The 25,039-nt window shown below is 54.8% G+C and carries 15 protein-coding genes; 3 read left to right on the top strand and 12 right to left on the bottom strand.

Annotated features, from left to right (window positions below):
* Positions 1 to 88 precede the first annotated feature (88 nt).
* The 10 genes from GNT65_RS02330 to rmuC form a co-directional block, all read right to left on the bottom strand.
* Positions 89 to 1,027, bottom strand: a complete 939-nt coding sequence (locus GNT65_RS02330; RefSeq protein WP_160793492.1) for a hypothetical protein — start codon at positions 1,025 to 1,027, stop codon at positions 89 to 91.
* Positions 1,024 to 3,042, bottom strand: a complete 2,019-nt coding sequence (recD, locus tag GNT65_RS02325) for an exodeoxyribonuclease V subunit alpha (RefSeq protein ID WP_160793491.1) — start codon at positions 3,040 to 3,042, stop codon at positions 1,024 to 1,026. Before recD ends, GNT65_RS02330 begins: the two co-directional genes overlap by 4 nt.
* Positions 3,039 to 6,686 carry an exodeoxyribonuclease V subunit beta gene (gene recB, locus GNT65_RS02320; RefSeq protein WP_160793490.1) on the bottom strand — a complete coding sequence of 1,216 codons (3,648 nt, stop codon included), beginning with the start codon at positions 6,684 to 6,686 and terminating at the stop codon, positions 3,039 to 3,041. The genes recD and recB overlap by 4 nt, the downstream gene beginning before the upstream one ends.
* Before the next feature lies 1 nt (position 6,687).
* The gene (recC, locus tag GNT65_RS02315; RefSeq protein WP_160793489.1) at positions 6,688 to 10,299 is read right to left on the bottom strand and encodes an exodeoxyribonuclease V subunit gamma; all 3,612 of its coding nucleotides are present in this window, start codon (positions 10,297 to 10,299) and stop codon (positions 6,688 to 6,690) included.
* A 216-nt stretch (positions 10,300 to 10,515) separates the two neighbouring features.
* Positions 10,516 to 12,561 (bottom strand): transglutaminase TgpA family protein, encoded by a 2,046-nt coding sequence (locus tag GNT65_RS02310; RefSeq protein WP_160793488.1) that lies wholly within the window; start codon positions 12,559 to 12,561, stop codon positions 10,516 to 10,518.
* Positions 12,551 to 13,531 carry a DUF58 domain-containing protein gene (locus GNT65_RS02305; protein WP_338091756.1) on the bottom strand — a complete coding sequence of 327 codons (981 nt, stop codon included), beginning with the start codon at positions 13,529 to 13,531 and terminating at the stop codon, positions 12,551 to 12,553. The genes GNT65_RS02310 and GNT65_RS02305 overlap by 11 nt, the downstream gene beginning before the upstream one ends.
* 27 nt (positions 13,532 to 13,558) lie before the next feature.
* Positions 13,559 to 14,470, bottom strand: coding sequence for an AAA family ATPase (locus tag GNT65_RS02300; protein WP_160793486.1), 912 nt, complete (start codon positions 14,468 to 14,470; stop codon positions 13,559 to 13,561).
* A 109-nt stretch (positions 14,471 to 14,579) separates the two neighbouring features.
* Positions 14,580 to 15,302, bottom strand: coding sequence for an EAL domain-containing protein (locus GNT65_RS02295; RefSeq protein WP_160793485.1), 723 nt, complete (start codon positions 15,300 to 15,302; stop codon positions 14,580 to 14,582).
* Positions 15,303 to 15,429: 127 nt separating this feature from the next.
* Entirely contained in the window at positions 15,430 to 17,367 is a 1,938-nt protein-coding gene (locus GNT65_RS02290) for a transglycosylase SLT domain-containing protein (RefSeq protein ID WP_160793484.1), read from the bottom strand.
* 88 nt (positions 17,368 to 17,455) lie between these two features.
* Entirely contained in the window at positions 17,456 to 18,946 is a 1,491-nt protein-coding gene (gene rmuC / locus GNT65_RS02285; RefSeq protein WP_160793483.1) for a DNA recombination protein RmuC, read from the bottom strand.
* Between the two features lie 190 nt (positions 18,947 to 19,136).
* On the opposite strand from rmuC, the gene msrP reads away from it, so the two are divergent.
* Together msrP and msrQ are read left to right on the top strand one after the other, a co-directional pair.
* The gene (gene msrP, locus GNT65_RS02280; RefSeq protein ID WP_160793482.1) at positions 19,137 to 20,150 is read left to right on the top strand and encodes a protein-methionine-sulfoxide reductase catalytic subunit MsrP; all 1,014 of its coding nucleotides are present in this window, start codon (positions 19,137 to 19,139) and stop codon (positions 20,148 to 20,150) included.
* A 38-nt stretch (positions 20,151 to 20,188) separates the two neighbouring features.
* Positions 20,189 to 20,806 carry a protein-methionine-sulfoxide reductase heme-binding subunit MsrQ gene (msrQ, locus tag GNT65_RS02275; protein ID WP_160793481.1) on the top strand — a complete coding sequence of 206 codons (618 nt, stop codon included), beginning with the start codon at positions 20,189 to 20,191 and terminating at the stop codon, positions 20,804 to 20,806.
* A 21-nt stretch (positions 20,807 to 20,827) separates the two neighbouring features.
* Here msrQ and GNT65_RS02270 read toward each other — a convergent pair whose 3' ends face one another.
* Together GNT65_RS02270 and GNT65_RS02265 are read right to left on the bottom strand one after the other, a co-directional pair.
* Positions 20,828 to 22,156, bottom strand: coding sequence for a sensor domain-containing diguanylate cyclase (locus tag GNT65_RS02270; protein ID WP_160793480.1), 1,329 nt, complete (start codon positions 22,154 to 22,156; stop codon positions 20,828 to 20,830).
* Between the two features lie 14 nt (positions 22,157 to 22,170).
* Positions 22,171 to 23,151, bottom strand: coding sequence for an ABC transporter substrate-binding protein (locus GNT65_RS02265; protein ID WP_160793479.1), 981 nt, complete (start codon positions 23,149 to 23,151; stop codon positions 22,171 to 22,173).
* A 223-nt stretch (positions 23,152 to 23,374) separates the two neighbouring features.
* Here GNT65_RS02265 and GNT65_RS02260 point away from each other — a divergent pair, with 223 nt between their 5' ends.
* The gene (locus GNT65_RS02260) at positions 23,375 to 25,021 is read left to right on the top strand and encodes a methyl-accepting chemotaxis protein (protein ID WP_160793478.1); all 1,647 of its coding nucleotides are present in this window, start codon (positions 23,375 to 23,377) and stop codon (positions 25,019 to 25,021) included.
* Positions 25,022 to 25,039 lie beyond the last annotated feature (18 nt).

The following is a 25,039-nucleotide window of genomic DNA, read 5'->3' as shown; positions in this document are numbered from 1 at the left end:
ATTTTTTTATGCAAGCCTTGGTTGCAGCTTAAAGAAAGCTTAATGTCTGACCGGGCATTTTGTGGCCGAAATCATGACCTGTCGCCGCCTAATGCTCGGCCCAGGGCGCCTCATAGATCGCCTCGTAATCGGACTGGTGGAGCACAGTCACACCTACCGCCTCGAGAAACAACTTATGCCCCTGAGAGATAGGCTCACCGGCGTAGACATAATAGGCCTCGCGCCTGCGCTCGGGAAAGGCCTTATAGAGCTTGGCGCGCTCGATAAGCAGCCAACGCAGAAATATCTCGTTGCTTTCCAGGCCAAGTCCGATAAATACCAGTTCGTTGTGCAGTAAGATGTTGAGCCAGGTGCTGTTGCCGCGCCAATGTTCCTTTAACGCCTTTTTAAAGCCGCCGCCTAGGTGGCCCTGATGCAGAATATCCCTGGCCCTGTCTACTGCCCCCATGTAATGGCTAAGCCCCAAACGCACGCTGCGGGCATATCTCTGCATGCCGTTGATATGCCAGATGGCAAACTCCTCTGTGGGTGAGACGATGGGCGCCTTCGCAAAGTAACTGGACCAGGGATAGAAGTCGGTAAAGTGTTTGGCCTGCAGGTGATGTAGCCTAAGTTGGTGACTTTTCGCGAGGGTCTGTTCGAAGTTGGTGGTAAGCACAGGCGTGTTGTTCAACTCGGCCCAGGCTATCAGTCGTTGGTGCTGACATTGGGGTTGCCAGCTGGCCATCAGGTTACAAAATTCTTTCTGCAGCTGCTTGTTGGGCTTATTACTGATGAGGTCCAGTGCGTCATAAAACTCTGTGAGGGCAATGCCTACAGGGATGCTGGCTACCTCATCACCCCGATGGGCACGCCAAAGGTGAACCAGCATCTCATCCCAGGCGTTAATGCCATTGGCCTGCTCGGCATGCAGGTTTTTGGGGCGCTGATCCTTAGGGCGATAGCGATTGATGCCGTTGCCAACCACTAATGCCCTCGGGTGGGCGCTTGGGCTCTTGTTGAGCAGCTGGGATAGGGTTTGACTCACGCTGGCCACAACCTCTGTGCCAGACCCGAGGCTCTGAGGGTTGCCTGACTGCAGGCCGCTTCAAACACCGCCTGACTGCCAAGGCAGCTAAAGTGTCCCTTGGCGCGGGTGATGGCGGTGTAAACCAGCTCCTTGGTAAGCAATTGGCGCTGGGCCACGCTGGGCCTTGGTGGCAGGACGAAGGCGACCTGCTGAAACTCACTGCCCTGACTCTTATGTACCGTCATGGCGTAACAGGTTTCGTGGCTGGGCAGGCGTGCGGGCAGCACCTTGAGCAGGCTGCCGTCGGCCTGAACGAAATAGGCCATCAGGCGGCGGGTGGGACCGTGACCCGGGAGGATCACCCCGATATCACCGTTAAACAGCCCAAGGTTATAGTCGTTGCTCTGAATGATGATGGGGCGTCCGGCGTAAAACTCGCTGGAGGGCTGAATGAGATGGGCATCCTTCAGTGCCTGGGTGACCGCCGCGTTAATTCCCTCGACGCCATACTCGCCGGCGCGCATAGCGCACAGGATGCGGTAGTCGTTGAAGCAAGCGATGATCTGGTTGGCCATTTCGTCCAGATCCAGCTGTTGATCTACTTCTGCAGCCAGCTCTTCATCTAGCTCACCAGCCTGTTCTTTGTTGGCTAGGTGATTGACCAAGTTCAAATAGGGACGATATTTGTCGACGCTCTGAGCCATTAAGGCCGTGAGCCCTGGGTTGCCCTGGGTTGTGACTTGATGCTCCAGCCAGCTAAGCTCGCCATAACCTCTCTGCCAGACACTTAATATGCCCGCCAGATCACGGCGGTTGACGGCGCCAGCCAGCTGACCGATGCCGGCGTCACCCTTAAACCTGTGGCTGTGCATCAGCATGGCCAGGCTATCCCCAAGTGCTGGGCGTGCATCGATATAGGCGCCGAGATCTTCATTGGTCAGTTGACTGAGCAGTGCGGCCTTAGCTTGTGAGTAGCGCATACGCCAGCCACTGGCCTGTTGACTATCAAGGTTCTGGGCTTGTGTTTGCTTGAGCCCGGCGCAGATATCCGCCAGTACGGCGCCGGCCTCGACCGAGGCGAGCTGGTCCTGATCGCCAAGTAGAATAAGCCTGGCGTGTTCCGGCAGCGCCTCTAACAACTTGTGCATCATGGGCAGGTCCACCATGGAGGCCTCGTCGAGGATCAAGAGATCCAACCTGAGGGGGTTGTCCTTATGGTGCCTGAATCTGTGGGAGCCTGGGATCACCCCCAGCAGACGGTGCAGGGTAGCCGCCTCTTCTGGCACCTGCTTAAGCTGCTCTAGATCCAACTCATCGCCATAAGAGGCCAGCTCCTGGGCTAGTCTCGCCTTGGATGCCTTGATCGACTCGCTCAGGCGAGCGGCGGCCTTACCCGTTGGCGCCACCAGCTTGATGGTGAGTTGCTGCTCTAAACAGAGTAGCAGCAACAGCTTGGTCACTGTGGTGGTCTTGCCCGTGCCTGGTCCGCCTGTGATCACCGCCAGCTTCTGGCTAAAGGCGGTGGCGGTGGCTATCTTCTGCCAATCGGGCTTCTCGGCCTGACCGGCAAACAATATATTCAGTATGCTGGCCACCTTGTCTGGCGCCGCAACTGTGAGAGGCTGATTGAGGCGCGTGAGACGCTCGGCTACCTGAGTTTCAAACTGGTAGTAACGTTGTAGGTAGAGTCTGTCGCCATCGAGGATCAAGGGGGTGTTTAGCTCACCATCGGCCGGGCTAACGGCTTGATATTGAGTCAGCTGCTCGGCCAGCGCCTGTGGGGACAGCTCAAGCTGACACTGAGGGTGCTGTTCATGCAGCGGGTTGTCACTGTCTATCTGAGTCAGGGGCAGACAGGTGTGTTGCTGAGATAGCTGACGGCTGAGCAGGGCGCAGATCAGGGTAAAGAGATCGTCGCCATCGCTGTGTAGGGAGCGCATCTGCAGGGCAAAGTGGCGATCCAGTGGGGTTAGCAGCCCCTCCTGCTGCCAGAGTTTAAGGAGCTGGCTAAGTGGCTGTGCTAGCTGGATCATAGGTCTAGCTCTCCTTGTGCTGGGCCTGAGTGCGAGTTAGTTTGACTGTCTGTTTGCGAGCTGGGTTGAGCCTTTGCTAGTGACTTAGCTTGAGACTCACTGGCGTCAGCCACGCTGAGCAGGGTATCCAGGGCCTGGATCAGCGCAAAGGGTGGCTTGTCGTAAAAGACGCCGGTATCTGGCGACTGGGCCGACATGCCCCTAAGGAAGAGGTAGTAACAGCCCCCCACATGTTGCTCATACTGGTAGCCGGGCAGACGCAGCTTGAGGTAGCGATGCAGCGCCAGGCTATAGATGATGTATTGCAGGTCATAGTGGTGACCGGCGATGGCCCGCTGCATGGCGGTCTTTTCATAGTGACTCAGGTGATCCCCCAGATGGTTGGATTTATAGTCGGCGATATAGAACTTGCCCTGGTATTCGAAGGTTAAGTCGATAAAGCCCTTGAGCATCCCCTGTAGGGTCTCGAAGTTCAGTGCGGCGCTATAACCATAATCACTGAGCAGCTGATTAAGCTCTGTGGCGCCTAACTGGCCTATGGGCATATAAAACTCCATCTCCACCAGCTTTTGCGCCTGGCTGAGGCTCGCCAGACGCAGCGCCTCACCATCGAGGGGGGTATGCAGCAGATCCAGATACCAGGCATGCAGCATCGCTTGCCACTCGCTATCGATACCGAAGCGCTCCATCGCCTTGGGCAGTTCATTGTGTAGGCTGGTATCGGCCTGGGTAAAGTCTATCTGCTCCAGCACCCAGTGGAGGAAACTCCCCGCGTTGGCGCCGCGCTCGAAGCTAAATCGTGACAGCTGCTCGCTTTGTGTGACTAACTGTTCAAGTTCGGGAAAGGCCTCATCGCCCATGCCTGGGCTGACCTGCTCGTGAGCCGAGTGTTTCACCAGGCCTGAGTAGCTGCCCACCCGCCAAGGGATCTCGGGCCTGCGGCTAAGTGGCCTCGGCGCCAGCCTGACGGCAACTGCAGTGTCGATAGGATCAAAGTCTAGCTTGGGCGCGTCGCCGTCCACCAAGTCGACCGAGATCGCCTCGCTCACCAGCGCCCGGGCGGCGGCCTGAATGTCGGCAAACTCGCAGGCCTTGGTTTCTATGCCAAGCAGGTAACCTATGGCGGTCTCACATAACTGGCTGTTGATTCCGTCACGCTTGGTGAAGCGCGAATGGTTGGCGATATAGCAGTAGCAGGCCAGCACGGGGCGGGTAAGTGCCACATAAAGCAGACGTAGATCTTCGGCGAGATTCTCCGCCTTGTATTTGGCCCAGCCCTCGTCGCTCTGGTCGATATCCCACACCAGGTCATCTTGCTCGTGATAGAGCATAGGTGCCGGCTTGCGGCGATTGTCCCTGGCCAGGCTGACGAAGGGCAGGAAACAGATGGGATATTCCAGACCCTTACTCTTGTGTATGGTGACGATTTGTACCAGATTCTGCTCGCTCTCCAGCCTGAGCTGGGCCTCTTCCGTGCTGCTCACTTCGATCAGCGTCTGTTGATACCAGTTGAGCAGGGCGCTGATGCCGTCGAGCTCCATCGCTTTTTGTTGCAGCAGTTCGCCCAGGTGTCTGAAATCGGTCAGGCGGCGTTGTCCCTCATCATTAGCCAACAGGCGTTCTATGAGGCGGGTATCGGCCGCCAATGCCATCATGCAGGGCATGATCCCGCGCTTGAGCCAGGTTTGATGCAGGTTGTCGAAGGCCTCGAGCTGCTGCTGACGCACATCTTCATCCAGGTTAAAGGCATGGATCGCCTGGGCATCATAGCCAAGCAGGGCGGTAGCCATGGCGCTACGCAGCGCCCGCTCATCCTTGGGATTGGCGATGGCCAGCAGCACCAGGGCGAGTTCCTTGGCCACCAGGGTATCGAATACGCTGTCGCGGCTGAGAAAGACGGCGCCTATCCCCCGGCTACTCAGCGCCGACTTGATATAGGCGGCCTCGTTGCGATCACGAACAAGCACGGCGATATCTTTTGCCTTGAGCGGCTTATCTTGTTTCAGACACTCGCCGCGTTGCGCCTCGTTGAGTAGCCTGGCTATCTCGTTGGCGGCATCTTCCGCCAACTGGCTACGGGCGCTGGCCTTATTGAGTCCGGCGCTGGGGTCTTCACTGAGTAGCTTAAGCCGCAGCGCGCTCGTCTGGGATACTTTCTCGATCAGGCGTTTGTCCGCCGCCATGGGTGAGGGCTTGACTAACTCAAAGGGGATCGCCTGGCTGATGAAGGGATCATCACTTCTCGAGAATAACTGATTGACCGCCTCGACCATGGCCCGGCTGGAGCGGTAGTTGGTGTCCAGGCTGTAGTGGTTTTCTGTTTGGCCCCTGGCATGAATATAGGTGTGAATATCGGCGCCGCGAAAGGCGTAGATCGCCTGTTTGGGGTCGCCAATCATCAAGAGGCCGAGGTCGCTGTCGGTTGAGATCTGCTGGCCTTGATAGATACTGCTGAAGATCTGATATTGCAGCGGGTCAGTATCCTGAAACTCATCGATTAACGCGATGGGGAAGCGCTTGGCGATGGCACGGGCCAGGGCCTGCTCTTGATCTGTTTCCTCGCTCAGGGCATCGGCCAAGGCGATCAGCAGATCGTCCGGCGTGCGCAGATTCTTAAGCTGTTTCTGCGCCGCAAAACGGGCCTTTATTCCATCGCGGGCGCCATAGAGGAAGCTAGGCACTAGGGTGTCTATTGTCTCTGTGACGCGCTCGATATGGGCAAGTAGCGGCGCCTGCTCCGATGTTGGGATCTCGCCGCCCTTGTTGAGCTTGAGGCCACTTAAGGCCAGTGAGCCCAGTACCTTGTTGTCGGGCAGGGAGAGCGGATGAGCCGCCCAGTTATCCATGGCGGCGAATAGGGTCTCTAGCTTGGGATAGCCCTGATCTTTTTTGCCAAAGCGGGTGCCGTTGAGCGGCAGCGCCTTGAGTAGTTCAAGGGTGGCATCGCGCTCGCGTGGCCAGATAAGCCTGAGTCTCGAAAGGCTCTGACTCAGGCGCTCCGATACCTGGCTAAAGGCGTCGGGTGTCGGCGAGACGCTGGCCTGGTTGGCACCGAGCAGCGGCCTTAACTGCTTGGTCAGGCCATCGGGATCGCTAAACTTGTTGCTGATGATCTGCGCCAGATAAGCGGGCAGCGGATAGCAGGCCTCACGCCAGAAATCGCGCACCGCATGGTGCAGATATTCGCTGTCATCCAGAGTAAATTCGGATTCAAACAGCAATGATGACTCGAACGCCATGTCCGACAGGATGCGCTGACAGAAACCATGTATGGTAAAAATGGCCGCCTCATCCAGCGACTTGAGCGCGAGATCAAGGCGTTTCAGCGCCTGACTGCGCGCCTCGGGCGCGGCCTTTGAATATAGGGTGTTGATCAGCGGATCGTCCACTTCCATGCCGAGAAAGGCACGGTAGGCCAGCTGGATCTTCTTGCGGATACGGTCCCTAAGCTCCTGGGTGGCGGCGTTGGTAAAGGTCACCACCAGGATCTGTTCACAGCTTAACGGTGCACGCTGGGCATCGCCCAGCAGCAGGCGCACATAGAGCCCGGCGATGGTGTAGGTCTTGCCAGTACCTGCGCTGGCCTCGATGAGGCGAGTGCCCAACAGTGGCAGGCTTAGGGGATCCAGTGTCTGTGTCGCCATCCTATTGGCCCTCCACGAAATCGGCCAACTCGCTCAGTGGTGCCTTGTGATAGAGACTCAGCATGGGAGAGAGCAGTGTGCTGGCGATGGCGCCAAAGCCTGCCTCGCTAAAGTCATCGGGGAAAGTAAACAACCGCTGATAGTGGGCCTCCTGGCCTTCGCCCAGATTAGATTGTTCATCCAGCCACTGTGGCTGGGCGGCCAGCAGCTTATCTCTATGTTCTCCCTCGGCCTCGACGTAGGCAAAGGCGGTTCTTGGCATGAAGGGCAGGGGTTGGTTTTGCCCATTATGATAATGCTCGGCCCACTGCGAGAGCTGATTGAGCGCCTGTTCGGGCGTGATCGGCGCGAAGGCGTGGAAATGGCCGATATCAAGCAGATAACTGTGACGCTGCCAGGGCGTCGCCTCATGGCTTTCCATGTTGGTATTGTCACTATGGTTGGCATTGACGCTGGCGTTAAGGCTAGCATTAAGACTAGCGTTAAGACAGAGGTGACGCAGATAGACGCGGATCAGATCTCGGGCGTTTGCCGTCCCCGGCCGGTAGTTGACCAGTCCCTTGGCGCTGACGCCGTCGATTCGCCCCGCTAAGGCCGTGGCGGCGCTATCGTTCAGCAGAAGATTGATATCCTGGGTATGGCAGGTCTCCCCTTGCAGATAGAGGGTGCGACCGACCAGGGCGCGAATATCGTGCTGATACTGCTTGAGCAGGAGATCATCAAAGGGCGCAAGGGGCAACTGGCCCGAGAGCCGCAGGCGCTCAAGCAGCTCACTCGATGGCCGCTCATCGCCAGACTTGACCGCATCCTCTATCAGGGTTGATTGCAGCTGATAGCGAGACAGGGGGTCGAGAGCAAAGGGCTCATCGTTTTCATCCGCCTGTATGCTGAGATTAAGATCAAGCTTGAGGGTACGATTGAAGAAATACTGCGCCGGATTTCGGTAGAAACGGATCAGCGCCGAGAGCTCAAGCGGTTCGCCCTTATCCTCATCGGCAACCAGACTCAGTGGCGTCTCGATGAAGTGACCAGCACTCGCCGCCTTGACATCCTGCTCATCATCGCGCTCCTCATTACGCTGCTTATCCAGCTCAGTATGGGTGCTAGGACACCACTGCTCGCTAAAGCTCTGGCGAGGGCGTTTGGGCTCACACTCTGCGCCTTCAGACTCGTCTACCAGATAGAGGCGCTCATCGAAAGGCTGCAGCGGCATGGTGATGATTAGCTGATCTAAGATGGCCTGCTCGATCTTTGTAATATCTGCCGTGCTGGTATCGTCTGCATTAGCCCCATTAAGCAGGTGAGCGCAGGATTCTGGCAGGTAGCAGAGCTGGCAGTATTCGATAAGTTCTGATACTAGCATGGAGGGGATGCGCTCGCTGTTATCCCGCTCGCTATGGCCGATATAGCTGATGTAGAGCTGCTCCCTGGCAGAGAGTAGCGCCTCGAGGAACAGGTATCTGTCATCCAGCCTGCGGGAGCGGTCACCCTTGCGCGGCCCTTCCTGGGCTACCAGGTCGAAGCCGACCGGGTGCTGCACCCTGGGATAGACGCCATCGTTCATGCCCAGCAGACAGACCAGTTTGAAGGGGATGGATCGCATCGGCATCAGGGTACAGAAGTTGACGCTACCGGCCAGATAACGTTGCCCCACCCGGGACTCGGTGAGGTGGCGGGTAAACCAGTTCTGCATCACCTCGAGTTCGAGTTCGCTTTGATACTGTGTAGCTGTGAGCTCCTCGCTCAGGCGGGTGATCGCCTGCAGTAGTTCCTGTTTCTGGTTTAGCTCCTCATCGACGCATTCGTAGAATGTCTCCACCAGGGTCTGCAGCTGAGTGATGCGTACACTTAAGGCACAATGTTCTTCGAGCGCCTGATTAAACTCGTCGATCGCCTCGATAAAGTTAAGCAGTTTACCCAGTGCCTGAGCCGATTGCCCCTCGACGCCTGGGAGCGCCAGGCTGTCATGATAGATAGGCGCCTCATCGCTGAAGCTATAGCCTAAGATCAGTCGTTTGATGCCAAAGGCCCAGGAGTTGTGTTCGAAGGCGGGCAGCTGCTGGGCCTGACGGCTATGCTGATCCCGTCCCCAGCGCACGCCTGCCTGCTCCAGCCAGCGGCGGATGAGCAGGAGATCATCATCGTCCAGGTCGAAGCGACGCATTACGGCGGGCACCTCGAGTATGCCTAGGATGTCCGTCAGCGCGAAGCGGCTCTTGTTAAGGCCCAGCAGGTGCAGGAAGCTGTTGATCAGCGGTGATTCCTGGGCGGCGCCGCGATCGGCAATGGCGTAGGGGATAAAATGAACGCCGCGCTTCGAGGCGAATACCGCATCTATGTAGGGGGCGTAGGCCGCCACATCCGGCATCATCACCACGATATCTTTGGGGGCAAGACCATCCGATTGCGACAGACATTCGAGCAGATGATCATGTAGTGTCTCAAGCTCCCGTAGCGGGCTGTGACAGCTCCTGAGCGTCAGGGAATCATCATTATTGTTGAGTAGCCGTCTGCCTTTGGTGGTGAGATAGAGTCCGGCGTCTGGCCCCAAGGTCTCGCCGCGGGTGCTGAGCTCGAGGATATCTTGTTGTACGCCGTGCAGCAAAGTATCAGCGCCCGGGTCTTGATAGCACTCGAAGTTGAAGTTGGTGTCGTTTTCCGGCAGTTCCAGGATAAGATCTAACAGCTCGCGGCCCATCTTACCGTTGTTGGCCAGCAGGGGATTTCCCACCTCGAGCTTACTCTCCCAATCGATGGTGAGTTGCTGCTTGTCGCCATATTGCAGCGCCATTCGTGCCCTGAGCTTAGGATCCACTATGTCGCCCCAATAGTGTTGGCAGGGACTTAAGTTGAGCATCACCACATCGATTCGCTTGGCCAAAAAGTAAAGCACCTCTAGCGTCTGCGGCGCCATGGAGGAGATACCGAAGACAAACAGGCGTGGCGGCAACCTGCTAAGATCGCACTGGGGATCGCTTAAGGCATCAAACAGCGCCTGATGCAGGTTCGCCCTATGGTAGCGGCTCTGGTTCAGCGTGTGATGATTGTAGTGGATAAGCTCGCGCCACAGCAGACTTTGCCACTGCTGGTTGGCCGCTAGCGGACGCTCCTTGGGGGGCAGGCGATCCTCGCCCTGTTCCCAGGCCAAGATCCAGTCGGGGCGATAGACCAGGTATTGGTCGAAGATGTCGGCGATCTGGCAGCATAGCTGAAACAGTTTTAACGAGTGCGGCGCCGCACTGTCTGTGAGTATGGCATCGTCCTTAAGATAGTTAGCCAGGGGGGCGTACACCTCCTGAGACAAGAGAGCTGGCAGCAGCTCCATCAGCTTCCAGGTCATGGCCGGTTTGGTGAAGGCGTTCTCCTTGGGAACATCGGGCAGCAGTTGATGGCAGAGCTGCCAGATGAAGCTCGATGGCAGCGGGAACTCTAGTGCCGCCGCGACCTGGTTTTGCTCGGCGATGGCGAGCCTTAGCCAGGTGGACATGCCGGGACTCTGGACCAAGATCTGCTCATTGCTTAGGGGCGACTGACCCGGAAGGGGCGTCTGCAGCTCGTTGGCGAGCAGCTCCGCCAAAGCCTCCATTCGATTCGATTGCACCAAATACAGCATGAGATCACTTATCCATTTCGTTGTTCTGTGGCCATTCTAGGGCATCTGGGGTATTGGGCCAATGCTCGGCGTACATTATCGGCATAATTCGATATTCTCGCCTAGTTTATGCTTGTTTTTCACACATTTTCAATGGCTTTGCTTGAGGATAGACCAACATCAAAAGTGTCTGATTATGCCCCTTATGCTTCCGGCCTAAACTGTGTTGCTGCGTGGCTACTCATTTGCGCCTTCGCTGATGGCTAAGCTGCCTTTGAGCCTGAGGATAGCGAGGCGCAGGCGACGTTGATCCTGTTTCAGCTGACGCTTAAGCTGTTTGCAGGCCTTTGGCGAGGGGGCGCGATATTTAAGGGTCATATAGCTTGTGGTGTAGCGCGTCATCGGCTCGCTCAGCTCGGGCACCGCGGCTAGTACCCGCATTTGATAGGCATCCATCGACTCTCCCAGGGCACGGGGCAGGCCGCGTTTGGTCAGCATGGCACCGATCTGCTCAAATCCTGCGACGACAGGGTCTGGGTGGCGACTGAAGTGTAACAGGCCGACGCTATAGGCGATAAAGAGGGCGATGACGCCGAAAGAGGCGATGATGAAGATAGCCAGCTTGGTGGCGTTGATCTCACCTAGCAGTTCCTTGAGGAGTTGGCTTTGTCTGTCTTCATCGAAGCCCAGTACCCACTTGCTCCAGTAATAATCTATGCTGGCCAGGGACATGCGCAAATTATTGAGCAGGGGATACTGACGTAGTCTTAAACTGCTGAAGGGGTTGTTGATTAAATAGCTCTGCTCCGGTGAGAACATGGCATCGAAACCGGCCTCGACCCGTTCGGGGGCGATCATGGCGGTGGGGTCGTAGCGGGTCCAGCCCTTGCCTTCGAGCCAGACCTCGACCCAGGCGTGGGCCATATATTGATAGACGCTGAGGTAACCACCTGCCTGATTCCACTCGCCGCCCTGATAGCCCGTGACCATGCGTGCGGGCAAGCCTGATTGGCGGGCGAGGAACACCATGGCACTGGCGTAGTGGGCGCAGAAACCGGCGCGATTCTCAAACAGAAAATCATCGATCTGCTGTGGGCCGACACGTGGGGGCTCCAGGGTGTAGAAGAATGGTGCCTGGTTAAACAGTGTCATGATGGCGTTAAGGCGCCGCTCGTTATCCGGATAGTTAGTTCTTAACTTTTGACCCAGGGCCGATGCTCTTGGATTACTCTCGCTCGGTAATTGCAGGTTGCGGCGCCTAAGGTCAGGCGTTAGTTGGCGATCGAGTCTTGCCTCTGGATAGGAGGAGACCCGATACTGATACTTTTGGCTCAGGGGCGCCTTGGCATAGAGGCGGCCGTCGGGCAGCTCAAGGATCTCTCGGGTGTTGGTATAGGCGAGATCCAGTCCAAAGAGCCAGTTTTGATAACTCGGTTCGGCAATCACCTCATAGTCTATCGGCTCGCCTTCGGGGCTGGGCCGTGCGTTGGTTGCTTTTCGTTGTCGTTGTAGCGTCTTGATCCCCGGATCTTGGGTCCAGGTCTTGCCGTCATAATGATCCAGCACCAGGGCGCGCCAGTAGAGCTGACTGTTGGTCGGCCGGCTGCTATCGAACGTGACCCGATAGGCCAGGGCGCTGGAGCGGGTCAGCTTGCCGATATCGCCGAAGGAGAGCTCATCGCTGAGCCCTGTGGTGGCATTCTTGGGGTTGGGCACCAACCAGAGGGGCGGTAGTCTAGGCAACACCATGAACAGGACGATGGCCAGCGGCAGACTCTGTAGCATGAGCTTGGCCCCAAGCTTGGCGGTGCGCCGAATTGAGCTGGCGTTAAGATAGAGGCAGACCAGAACGCATATGTTGATGGTCGCGACTAGGGTCAGTTGCAGGGTAAACCACAGACTCTGCTTCTCGATGAGGGTGACGGCGATGAGGAAGAAGCCCACCAGCACCACGGCTCGCACGTCGCGTCTGTCGCGCATCTCGATATATTTAAGGGCATAACCCAGGATCAGCAGGTTGATAAAGCCGTTTAACAGGCCTATCTGCGCCGTGACTAAGGCCAGGGTGACGGCGGAGGCGATTGCCAGTGTGGTGACCAGGTATCTTGGCGGTTTGGCGACCTTGCCGGAAAAGATGCCTACCCGCCACAGCAGGCAGATGGCGCAGATGGCCATGCTCCAGGGGGTCATCTTATCGTATAGCGGTGCCAGCACGCTGAGGTTAACCAGCAATAACCAGAGCAGACTCTGACGGCCGATGTTTTCGCTCTTGCTATCGGCCATGGGGACTCTCCAGATGCTCAGGATAGACGGCGAGGGTGGCGAGCACCAAATGCCTATGTTTTTCGCCGCTGGAGGGCGCTAGCGTCTTGCCCGGTAGCTTGAGGCCGAAGATCTGCCCCTTGGCCGAGAGCCTGTCTGCCGCCCAGGTCAGCAGGCTGAGCTGTTCTTCAAGCGGGGCGTGACTGTCTAAGGTCAGCCATTGGGGAGCACTCTGCGGCTGCTCAAAGGTTTTGGTGAGCATGCCGCGTCCCTGAGCCAGCTGTTTCCAGGCGATCTGATTGAGTGACTCGCCGGTGACGAAGGGCTTAAGGCCCTGAAACTCCTCGACCCCGACTACCTGCTTACCTTGATCTTTAGCCAGATGATCGTCGCCTTGCTGCTCGGCACTCAGTTCATATTGGCCCGCCTTGGGCCGTGCGAAGGCTATTTGAGCGTTGGCGAGATCTACATGGGACCAGGCGCGGCAAAGCCCCAATGGATAGCGGCTCTCAACCCTAAGGCGGCCGGGATGGATCCAGCCTCGTCGGCTATTACTCAGGGGGATCAGCGCCTCCTGGGCCTTATCGGCTACTCGGGCTATGGTCTGCACCTGGGTCTTTTCATAGCTGAGTTCTACCTGATGCTGCACCTGTTTAGCGTGGAGGGATACGCCATAGAGCAAGGTCTCGCCGGCATAGACCTCTGGTCCGGTTTTTGCCTCTAATGTCATGCCTGCTAGATTACGATAGCTATAGATGATGCAGGTGTGGAACAGGCTCAGTAGCAAGATAGAAAGCCCGATCACCAAATTATTCTGATAGTTGGTGCCAAAGAGGAATAGCAAGACCACAAATAGTAGCCAGAAGAGACCAAAACCCGTGGGCAGGATAAAGATGCTCCTATGGGCCAGGGTTACTCTTTTGTTGGCGGGTAAACGCCTGGCAATCCAGGCCTGCCACCATGCACTTAATCTACCTCGTCTCGTCGTCATCCTGGCCATAGGTTTAATAATGTGGTTTTACAATATGGGGTTAGTGCTGGCGAGCAGTCGCTGTGAGAGCGCCTCGCCCTGTTGCTGACTGGTATGTCTCAGCCTGTGTTCGGCCACGGCGGCAAATACCGCCTGCACATCATCGGGCACTAGATAGTTCCGTCCCTGAATGAAGGCCCAGGCCTTAGCGGCGTTGAGCAGCGCCTTGCTGGCCCTGGGTGATAGCCCATAGCCCTCGTTGAGCTGCCGTGAGCCTTTTACCAGGGCGAGAATATAGTTGAGCAGCGCCTCCGAGGCCTTGACCTTGCTCACCTGAGACTGCAGCTCAATCAGGGTGAGCGGGTCGATACAGGCGGGTAGGTGCTGCTGCGCCGGCGAGACATCTTCCCCCTTCAGCATGGCCATCTCGGCGGTCTCGTCGGGATAGCCGATGGAGATCCGCATCATGAAACGGTCGAGCTGGGATTCAGGCAGGGGAAAAGTGCCAGATTGCTCGCTGGGGTTCTGGGTGGCGATGACGAAGAAGGGGCTGGGCAGGGCATGGGTGATGCCATCTACCGAGATCTGCTGTTCTGCCATGGCCTCGAGCAGGGCGCTCTGAGTCTTGGGGCTGGCGCGGTTGATCTCATCGGCGAGAATCATCTGCTTAAAGATGGGACCTGGGTGAAATACAAACTGAGACTGTTCCTTGTCGAAGATAGAAACCCCGAGAATATCTGCCGGCAGCATATCGCTGGTAAATTGAATGCGTTGATGGCTCAGCCCCAGACTCTGCGCCATTCCCTGGGAGAGGCTGGTCTTCCCCATGCCGGGCAGATCTTCGATCAACAGGTGTCCCTTGGCGAGGATACAGGTGAGGGCCAGCTTGATCTGATGTGGCTTGCCCAGCAATACACGCTGAAGCTGGTTTAAGATTGCCGTGATGCTTGAATGAGACATGATACTCCTTATGGTGAGCACTCAATGGTCAGAAACAATCGTGATGATGACCTTTAACTATGAGGCAGAAGCCTATGATTGGCTAGCTTTTTTGGTCGTTTATCAAGGATTAGCCGAGCGTATCTGCCTCGAGTAACCCCGCTAGCGGCAGCTTGATCTCTGCCTGGATAAAGGCATCGCGATAATGAAAACCTTGTACCCAATCGAACTGAAATTCCTGGGCGATGGTGAGTTCCTCCCGGGTTTCGACGCCCTCGAGTATCGTGAGTTTGCCTGCGGTGCGGGCAAAATTGATCAGGGCCTTCAGAAGCCCTTGTGTGTGGGGCTGGTGAAGCTGTTTGAGCCAGATTTTATCGAACTTAAGGCAGTCAACCTGAGTGGTCAATGCCAGAGAGAGCATGGCATGGGGAGCGCCGATATCATCTAGCGCGATATCAATGCCCGCCGCTCGAAGTTGGCTGGCCAGGGAGAGTGCCTGCCTGGCATCGCTGGCACAGGTGTTTTCGATGAGCTCTATTGTGGTGTTGGGGCGCCTATGTATCTGTTTGATCAGGTCGGTGATCAATGCGGTCGATAATCCATGGGGATCTAGGTTCAGAAACAGGGCCTTATCTTTTGGGGCTCGGCTAAGTTGCAAGTGTTTGGCCGCATATTCGACTCGGCCAAGCAAGTCAGGCGTATCATGCAGTTGCTCAAATACCTGATTAGGAGGCGTCGGTTGCCCCTTTGGGGTGAAAAATCGTGCAAGGGCCTCGTAACCAGTGATCTGCCCGCTGTTGAGGGCGATAAAAGGCTGATATTCGCAGCCCATAGTGAGTTGGCTGAGCTTCATGGATTCACTTTGAAGAATGTTGTAAATGATAATTATTCACATTAAGTGTGGCGTGTCCATGTTTAGCGCGATAAGTCGTGACGAACTGCGGCTTTTATCGCCAATGCTGTTACATCGGCGACAAGCTTTAGTATTTGAAGGCCAGCTCCTTAGGAGAGAACAGTGCTACAGGTTTCTGCTGCTTAGCCTGGTAGATGGCGCGGTAGCTTAGCACCGCCTGCACATATTCACGGGTCTCGGTAAAGGGGATAGATTCGATAAAGGCAAAGACATCCAGCTTGCCCTGGCTTTTCTCCAGCCAGCGTTTCACCCTGTGGGGGCCGGCGTTATAGGCAGCGGTGGCCAGTACCCGATTACCATCGAATCTGTCCAGCAGTGACTTGTAGTAGCGACTCCCCAGGGTGGTATTGATAGAGATGTCGTACAGGCTCTTTCTGCCGCGGTATTTCATGCCATGCTTGCGGGCAGTTTCCTTTGCCGTAGCCGGCATCAGCTGCATCAGGCCGCGGGCACCCACGCCTGAGGTGGCGTAAGGATAGAAGGCTGATTCTCGGCGGGCGATGGCACGGATCTCATCGATGTCGACCTTGGCACTCTTGCTGGCGTCTTTGAAGGCTTCGTCGGCGGCGTAGGGAAAGCGCAGCGTCATGTCGTTCCAAAGCCGGCCCTGTATGCTAGCCTGTACCATCAGATCGTGCCATTGGTTGCGCTGTGCCAATAGGGCATACTGCGCCTGTTTGCTGCGTGGATGGCGACCAAGCAGCAATACCCATTCGGCGCGGGCATCGATTCTTTTATCCAGCGCCAACAGCTCCGTGACGCGGGCAAGCCCTGGGTCTTGATCTAACTGAGGTGTCAGGCTCTCATCGAGCTTGGTGTCGATCTGCGCCAGGTTTATCGGCGTCGAGGCCAGTTCAGCCGCGGTAAAACCGTAGAAGTTACGCTGTTTACTTAAGCTTAGCAGGGAGGTCTCGGTTAGCTTTGCACCGGTTTCCATCTGGCGTCTCGCCGTCCAATATTGCCAGCGCGCCTTCTGGGCCTTAGATTCGCTCAGCAGGGGCAGGTATCTGTCCAGGCTCTGATCATCGGCCTCGCGGATCGCCCATCGCAGGCGCAGCACCTTAAGATCGTCGTTGTCAGTCTTGGGGAGTCGGCGATCGATAAAGGTCTTAAGTTTAGGCTCCTGTGCGATCAAGGCTCGTTTCATCAGGTAGCGGGCCAGCTTCTGCCCCTGATAGTCGCCGAAACGATGAGCCTTCTCATACTTCTGAAACAGATTAACTGCCTTGATAAGATCTTTTCGCGCCAGACGTCTGAGGCCTGCATCGACGATATCGCCGTAGATGGGAGCCTTAACCCTAAAGCGTTTGGTGTATCTCAGGCTGCGGGGATCTTGATAGACGGCCAGGAGGTGTTTGGCTTCTTTTTTATGGGCCGTGACCTTACTGGTCAGATATTTAAGCAGGCCGTACTCGCCGGCGTTGAAGGCCAGCAACATGCGTGACCAGAGCAGGGATTGGCTGCGGTGACCGGCTTTCTCCCAGGCCTTAAACAGGGGATCGCACGCCTTGGGGCGTGAACGTCCGTGGAGCCAGAGTGTTTGGGCCCCTTTAAAGGCCGACGCCTTGTCGCCCTGGCTTAATTTGGCACGGTAGTAATAACATTGTAGGTCAATGCTACGGGGTGATTCAGGGCTCAAGGCGAGAAAGTCTTGCCAATGCCGCTGTTTACCGGCGTTTTCCAGGTAGCGGTGGCGGGCACTGTTGTACAGGGGAGTGCCGTCGAAGCGGGATATCGCCTTTGAGGCCTCAAGGCCCGGCGCCTTAAGGATGCTGTCTATCTCGGCGTGATAGTCGAGGTAAGGCGTAAGGGGATAGCCATCGAGTTGTTTTCTTAGCGATTGATAGCTATTCAATTTGCCTTTATCCAAAGCTTCTCTGGCATCCAGGTATTGCTGCTGGGCAGGGGTTAAGCTCGCTGCCGACAGCGCCATGGGGATGAGTGCGCCTAAACCTATCAATAGATAGCGTTTTGCCTGAAAAAGTGTGCCTGACTGCTTTGGCATTATCTTTCTGTCCTTGTTGTGCTGCTTGGCGCGTCTTGCTGAGCTTTTGGGCTAATGCTTAAGCTCTGGTTCAGAGTGTAGCCTAGGATCAATTCAGTTTTATGTCATGCTCCATCAGGTCATGATCCAGATGGTCTCCGAGCGCCTTGTCGAGCAACTGATTGTCCAGCTGCTTGTTAGTGGTAACCCCCATCTGTTGCATCTGATGGGCCTGGCGGATCAAGTTGCCTTTACCCGTGCTCAGCTTACCCATTGCCGCATGATAGTGCTTGTCCAGTGACTCCACAGCGCGTCCTACTTTTTCCATGTCTTCCAGGTAACCACATAACTTGTCGTAAATTTTACCCGCCTGTTTAGCGATGCGCTGGGCATTCTGGTTTTGATATTCATAGCGCCAAATGTTGTTAATGGTGCGTAGCGCCACCAGTAAGTTGGTGGGGCTGACCAGCATGATATTGTTTTCCAATGCATAGTTGATCAGGTTTGGCTCATGCTCGAGTGCCAGTAGGAACGCGGGTTCCAACGGAATAAACATTAGCACATAATCCAGGCTTGTTAAGCCGTGGAGCGCCTGATAATCCTTTTGACTGAGGCCCTTGATATGATTACGTATCGACTGGCAATGTTCCTTGATGGCGGCTGCCTTGATGGTTTCATCTTCGCTGTTGAAGTAACGCTCATAGGCTACCAGTGACATCTTGGCGTCGATCACCACATCCTTATTTTCGGGGAGATGCACGATCACATCCGGCTTAAAACGTTTGCCGTTGTCGTGTTTGAGATCTTGCTGCGTCTCATATTCGTGTCCCTCTCTGAGGCCACTCTCTTGCAACACACGCTCGAGAATGACTTCGCCCCAGTTGCCTTGCTGCTTGTTGTCACCCTTGAGCGCCTTGGTGAGGTTGATGGCATCCTGGCTCATCTGCAGGTTTAGCGCCTTGAGTGACTCCAGCTGGTGCTTGAGTGCGCTGCGCTCATTCTGCTCGACCGTGTAGGATTCCTGAACCTGCTTTCTAAATCCTTCAAGCTGCTGTTTGAAGGGCGATAGTACATTTGAGAGCTGCTGTTCGCTCTCATTTTGTAACCTCTGCGCCTTTGCATCAAAAATTTTGTTGGCGAGGTTTTCAAATTGCTGGGTTAGACGTGTTTCAGATTCGTGCAGATGCTGAATCTTATCTTCCAGTGCCTGCTGCTCTGTCTCAAACTTTACCGTTAGCGTTTGTTGAATGGCGTTTGACTTGGATAGGGCAAGTTGCGTCTCCATCTGTTTGCGCTGACTCTGCTGAAGTTGCTGTTCGAGTTCGTCGGCACGTTGGGCCTGGGCCTGGCTCATGCCCAGCAGATTGATCTGATGCTCGAGTTTTTGACTGAGCTGAGCGACGTCGCCGCGTTTCTCTTCCAGTGCTGCTTCCAGTTGAGCCATTGCCGTGGCGTGCTCCTGGATGAGTTCCTCTTTAACTCCCTGCCATTTACTGCGGGTAAGACGCTGGTTGAGTAGGGCGCCAATCAGTAGTGCCAGCATGGCTACGGCGCCTAAGACGATGATTTGTGGGAGAGATAAAGGAAGTTCTGTCAACATAGTCGATACCCGTTATAAGCTTGGCGTTAAGCCTCTCATGTGGTTAGAGTCGGTTCAAGGGGCGATAGGGCAAATGACGAACACTTGTACGTTAAATATTATTTAGGTGAAATTTTTTAAGGCATTTGGCTATCTAATTAAGCATGGGCTGAAACGCAACGAATAAAGGTGTAAGCATATGGCGAAAGGCATGATAGGAAGGGGAAGCAAAACTTGGCAGGAGAAGAGCGCACATATTACGCCAGAGGCGGTATTTAACGATAGACGCAACATCATCAAGGCCCTTGGTTTGGGGGCCTTGGGGGCGAGTATTCCTGGTCAGGTGCAGGCGGGACTGTTTGATCTTTTTGGTAAGTCAGAGCCGCAGACCCCATTTGTGACCCATCCGCTGGCGTTCAGCAAGAATAAGGGCTTTGGACTTGAGGAGATCCTCACGCCCGAGAAGAAGGTCATCACCCACAACAATTTTTACGAGTTTGGTACCAGCAAGACAGATCCCGTCGACAATGCCCAGGGTTTTAAGGTGGATCCCTGGACACTTAAGGTCGAAGGATTGGTGGATAAGCCGCTGACACTGGATCTGGACGACCTGACCAAGCTGTTGCCGCTGGAGGAGCGTATCTATCGCCTTCGCTGTGTCGAGGCCTGGTCAATGGTGATCCCTTGGGTGGGTTTTCCCTTAAAGGCCTTGTTGGCCAAGGCGGGGATCAAGGCTGGTGCCACCCATGTGGCGTTTGAGACACTGTTCGATCCCGATCAGATGCCAGGGCAGAAGAGCCGCCTGATGGGGGGCGGGATCCATTACCCTTATGTGGAAGGACTGAGGCTGGATGAGGCTACAAACGATCTGGCCTTTATGGCTGTGGGTCTCTATGGCAAGACGCTGCCGCCGCAAAACGGCGCACCGATCCGTTTGGTGGTGCCCTGGAAATATGGCTTCAAGAGCATCAAGTCTATCGTCAGGATCCGGGTAATGGATAAGCAGCCGCCCACTAGCTGGAATCAGCTGGCGCCCCATGAATATGGCTTCTATGCCAATGTGAACCCTAAGGTGGATCACCCGAGATGGTCCCAGGCGACAGAGCGACGCATCGGTGAGGGTGGCATCTTCTCAGCGCAGCGAATCGCGACCCAGCCCTTTAATGGCTACGGCGAGCAGGTGGCCCATCTCTACAAAGGGATGAACCTGCGTCAGTACTATTAAGCCTTCATATGTCAAAGAGACCCACTAAGGAGAAATCTTTGTTTCGATTGCAAGCCAGGCACCTGTTGCCCATAAAGATAGCGTTTCATCTTGTCGCCTTGGTGCCCTTGGCGGTGCTGGTGTGGCGTGTGCTTAACGATCAGCTTGGGGGCGATCCGGTTCAGTACATCATCCACTATACCGGGATGGGGGCACTCAATGCCCTGGTTGCCGTGTTGCTTATCTCGCCTCTGGCGAAACATTTCAAGCTAGGACTATTGATGCAGACTCGTCGTTTAGTGGGCTTGTATGTGTTTGCCTATGCCAGCTTACATATCTTGGCCTTCTTGAGCCTGGACCTGCTGTTTGCCTGGCAGCTACTGCTGAGTGAGATCGTTAAGCGTCCCTATATCCTGGTGGGTGCGACGGCTTATCTCATCTTGCTACTGCTGGCAATCACCTCATTTGCCAAGGTAAAAAGAGCCATGGGCCGGCGCTGGCAACAGCTGCATAATTGGGTCTATCTGGTCGCGCTACTTGCTCCCATACACTTTTATTGGTCGGTGAAGTCAGAGGTGATCGAGCCAAGTCTCTATCTAGGCGGATTTGTCATCTTGTTAATGATAAGAGTTAATCTGAGGCTGTTGCAGCGTCGCTTCTCTTTTCGAACGGGTTAAATTAGCCGACGATTTTAGCTGTCAGCCCGTTTCACTCTTGTCTACCTGTTGAGCTGCCTGTTCGGTGAAGCGATAGCTGTTACCATTGACCTGTTTGGCCTGATACATGTTGTCGTCGGCGATCTTGATCAGGCTTAGGCGGCTGACTTCATCGCCAGGATACATGGCGACTCCGATACTGACGGTGAGAGAGACTGAGTTGCGATCGCAGATGATAGGCGGTGATACCTGACGAATGATCTTATCGATCACTAGGCTCACCTCCTCGATGTCGTTGATGGGTTCTAGCCAGACAACGAATTCATCTCCTCCCAATCGACCACAGATATCCGAGCTGCGCACCGAATTTTGTATGCGTCTCGCCGCCGTTAAGAGGACCTTGTCACCATTTTCATGACCTAAGTTGTCGTTAACCTGTTTAAACTTGTCCAGATCGATAAATAACATGGCCGCATGCATCTGGGTACGTTGACAGCGGGCAATGGCGGTATCTATTTGTCGTTCGAAGGCGCTGCGGGAATAGAGCCCCGTGAGGTCATCGTGTTCGGCCACATACTTAAGCTTCTGGGTTTGCCGTTTGAGTTGTTTGGTCTGTGCAGCCACTTCTCCCTGCAGTGCTTCCTTCTTGATGGTGGTTTCTTTAAGTTTGCGGGTCATGGCATTGAATTTCTGTGCCAGTTGGGCCAACTCATTGCTGTGGACAATCTCGATAGGGTTTTCGAGATCACCTTGGCTTACTCTGCCGATCCCTATGGTCATATGGTGCAGACTCTCTCTGAAGGCCTTAAGGGTTGAGATGGTGACCAATAACACTACGATTGAGCCTGCCAGCAGAAACAGTATGGTGGTAGAGAGGATCTGCGACTGTTGCTCGGCAAGGCTGTCGATAACCAGGTGTTGCAGACTGGTGAGATCTTCGCTCATCGACTGAATGGTAATATTAAAGCGGGTCGTCAACATGCCCCGGGCCGAGATGATGCCCCTTTGGGGAGAGGTATTGATCTGTTGCCGGGTGAGGTCGAGCAGGGCCGATAGGCTGTCTGCCTGACGATTCAAGTTGGTGGTCAATATCTTAGCCGTCGGTGCCAGAAACGGTGCCTCAGCTAGCTTCTGTTTGAGTTGCTGATGAGCCGCTAAGGTTTGGGTCAATACCTCCTTATCTTGAAACTCCTGTAGGGCCCAGAGTCGGCTCCTGAGTACATCTATGGCACTCTCCAGTTGCATGCTCTGTGACAACTCCTGCAGGTTTTCTTTTTGTATATGCTTTAAGCCGGCGAAACTCAATAGGATGGTTGTTGTCAGAAACAGGCTGACAAAGAGCAACAATTTCAATCGGGTATTGATCATCATTTGTTGGTGAGATCCTAGTTATCCAGTGCCTGCTTGAGCGCTAATTCATCCAGAAGCAGCCTAAAATCCGGGGCGTTCTGCGCATCGACGGCGCCACTGGCGATCGCCCAGCGTGCCTGAGCATGTAAATTCGAGAGAAGTGAGTTATTTAAAGTTAGCCGAAATAGGTAATCATTCCATGCCCATTCCAGCTCTGATAGTGAGATATTTAGATAATCGCTAATAATCTGTTTGGCACTTTGAGGGTGTTGATTAATATAGGTTTGTGCACTCTTTAAGGCCCTTAGAATGTCGGCATGCTGTTTCTCATGCAGTTTGGCATTTAACTCTGTGGTGACCAGATTGAAAGAGAGGTTATAGATCCCTTTTCCTGGGTATTGGTAGATGGTATCGCCATACTCTTGGATCAGCTTATAGCCGAAGGGCTCCCATACCGAGATGGCATCGACCTCACCGGCCAGCAGCGCTGGCCCTAACGCCTGGGGGGACATGAATACCTTCTCAAAATCCTGCTGTTGATGACCGCCGATGATTAGAAAAGCATCGGCAAAGAACTCGCTGGCACTGGCCTTGACCATGCCAATTTTTTTGTGGTTGAGCTGAGTAAGGCTTTTGGGCGAATTTTCGTTAAGCGCCAGCAATTTGAGATCGTTATCGGATTCGACGAAGCTCGCCAACAGGCGAAAGTCTTTGCGCTGAAAGCCGTTAAACATGATCACGGTTTCAGAGCTGGTGGCGAGATCGGCGACGCCCTGGATCATGGCCTGAAAACAGAGATGACCACCGCGAAGGGGAAGCAGCTCTATATCCAGATTATAGGGCTTAAACAGCTCCAACTCCCGGGCGATAATAAGCGGCGCACTTAAGGGGGTGGTGGAGGTGGCAATCCTTAACTTAATGGGGGGCTCGGTAGCGGGCGCTTTGCCGCCCCACCAAAAGATCGATAAGAGTCCTGTAACGACAATGACCAGAAGCACTATTCCCTTAGTTTTCATCGTGCAATATTACCCTTATAAAAAGTACTGACACTTTAGTTTAGTTGCTATTGGCCGGCACAGATGAATTATTCACTAATAGGTATTATATCTAGCTGGTCACGCCTTTTTATTCCACTAAAGTATGCATTTATAGCGGGATAGTCGCTTTGACAAAAACTGTTGAATAGGCGAGATTTATAGGGTCGCGCTTTATTCCTGTCACTGCCTTGAGGTGATCACTATGGACGCCATCTACGCCCTGTTTCGCAAGTTCAAAATTGCCCACCGATTACTGTTTATGTTGCTGCTCGCCGTTGTGGCGACAGTCATCATGTTTGTGTTTGCATTGGCTAATATCGAAGAGGTATTGGTGAAGGAGAAACAGGCCAAGTTATCTGCCTTGTCCGATGTGGGTGAGAAGGTGATCAGCCAGTTCTATGAGGCTTCCCAGGCGGGTAGCATGACCACACAAGAGGCTAAGCGTAGTGCCATTGCTGCCCTAAATGCCCTGAGGTATGAAGGGAATGAGTATTTCTGGACCATAGATAGGCAGGGGATCATGGTGCAGCATGCCTTTGCCAAGAAGCTGGTGGGCACCAATGTACTGGGGATGAAAGATCCCAATGGCGTGAGATTGTTCGAGAAGATGGTCACAGGTACGGCAAATAGCGACTATGCCTTGATCGAATATATGTGGAACCGACCCAATGCCTCTGAACCCAGTCCTAAGATGAGCGTGGTCAAACGGTTCCAGCCCTGGGGATGGATTGTCGGTACGGGAACCTATGTGGATGATATCCAAGAGGAGATGCAAGCCTTCATTGGCAAATACCTGCTGATCTGTATTGCCGTCTGGTTGCCCGTGATTCTGATCTTGGGGGTCATCTCCCGCAGCATTTCGGCGCCAATGGCTGAAACCATTGCTGCCTTCGAAAATATTGCGCGCGGCGAGGGGGATCTTACCCTGAGATTGAAAGAGTCTGGCCGGGATGAGCTGAAACAGGTAGCGGCGAGTTTTAATGAGTTTGTGGCCAAGATCCAGGCGCTGGTGAATTCGGTAAGTGCCTCCGTGACTCACAGCCGTGAGTTGGCCGAAGGGCTGGCGGATATCTCTGCGCAGGCAAATGCGGTGACCACTAATATGCAGGCGGAGACCCAGAGCGTTGCCACCGCCATCAACGAGATGTCTATGGCCTCCTCCGAGGTGGCCTCAAATGCGCAGCTTGCTGCCGATAGCGCCGGTAGTGCCGACGGAGAAGCCGATGATACTGTGGCCGTTGTCGATGGTGCCGTCCTCAAGATTCAGGGCTTATCAAAAGAGTTAGAGGTCACCGCTGATGAGGCCCAGGCGCTGCAGATAAGCTCAGGTCAGATTGGCCAAATTCTCGATGTCATCGTCGGCATTGCAGAACAGACCAATCTGCTGGCGCTCAATGCGGCCATCGAGGCGGCGCGGGCCGGCGAGGCTGGACGCGGTTTTGCTGTGGTGGCCGATGAGGTACGGACTCTGGCCAGTCGGACTCAGGAGTCGACTCAGGAGATTAACGGTATCATAGAGGCGATTCGCACCTCGGTTGACAGTGTTAACGCCTCGGTGGCCCGGGCCAAGACCCAGTCGGAACAGACGGTTGGTGAGACGAGTCAGGTGGTAGAGGCGCTGCAAACCATCAAGTCTTCTATCAGACAGATCTCAGACATGAATATTCAGATCGCTACCGCTACGGAAGAGCAGAGTGCGGTGATTGCCGAGTTGAATATGAATGTGACCCGCATTAACGATATTTCACTGGAGAATCAGCAAAAGAGTGAAGAGATAGGCACGACCAGCGAAAGGATTAAGGCGGGCTCGGCGGATCTTGAATCCCTTATTTCAACCTTTAAACTTTAAGGGCAAAATAACCTGCCG

The sequence above is a fragment of the Shewanella insulae genome (assembly GCF_009831655.1).
Classification (GTDB): domain Bacteria; phylum Pseudomonadota; class Gammaproteobacteria; order Enterobacterales; family Shewanellaceae; genus Shewanella; species Shewanella insulae.
Note: the sequence above shows the minus strand (reverse complement) of the source record. Positions and strands in the feature narration are given on the sequence as shown.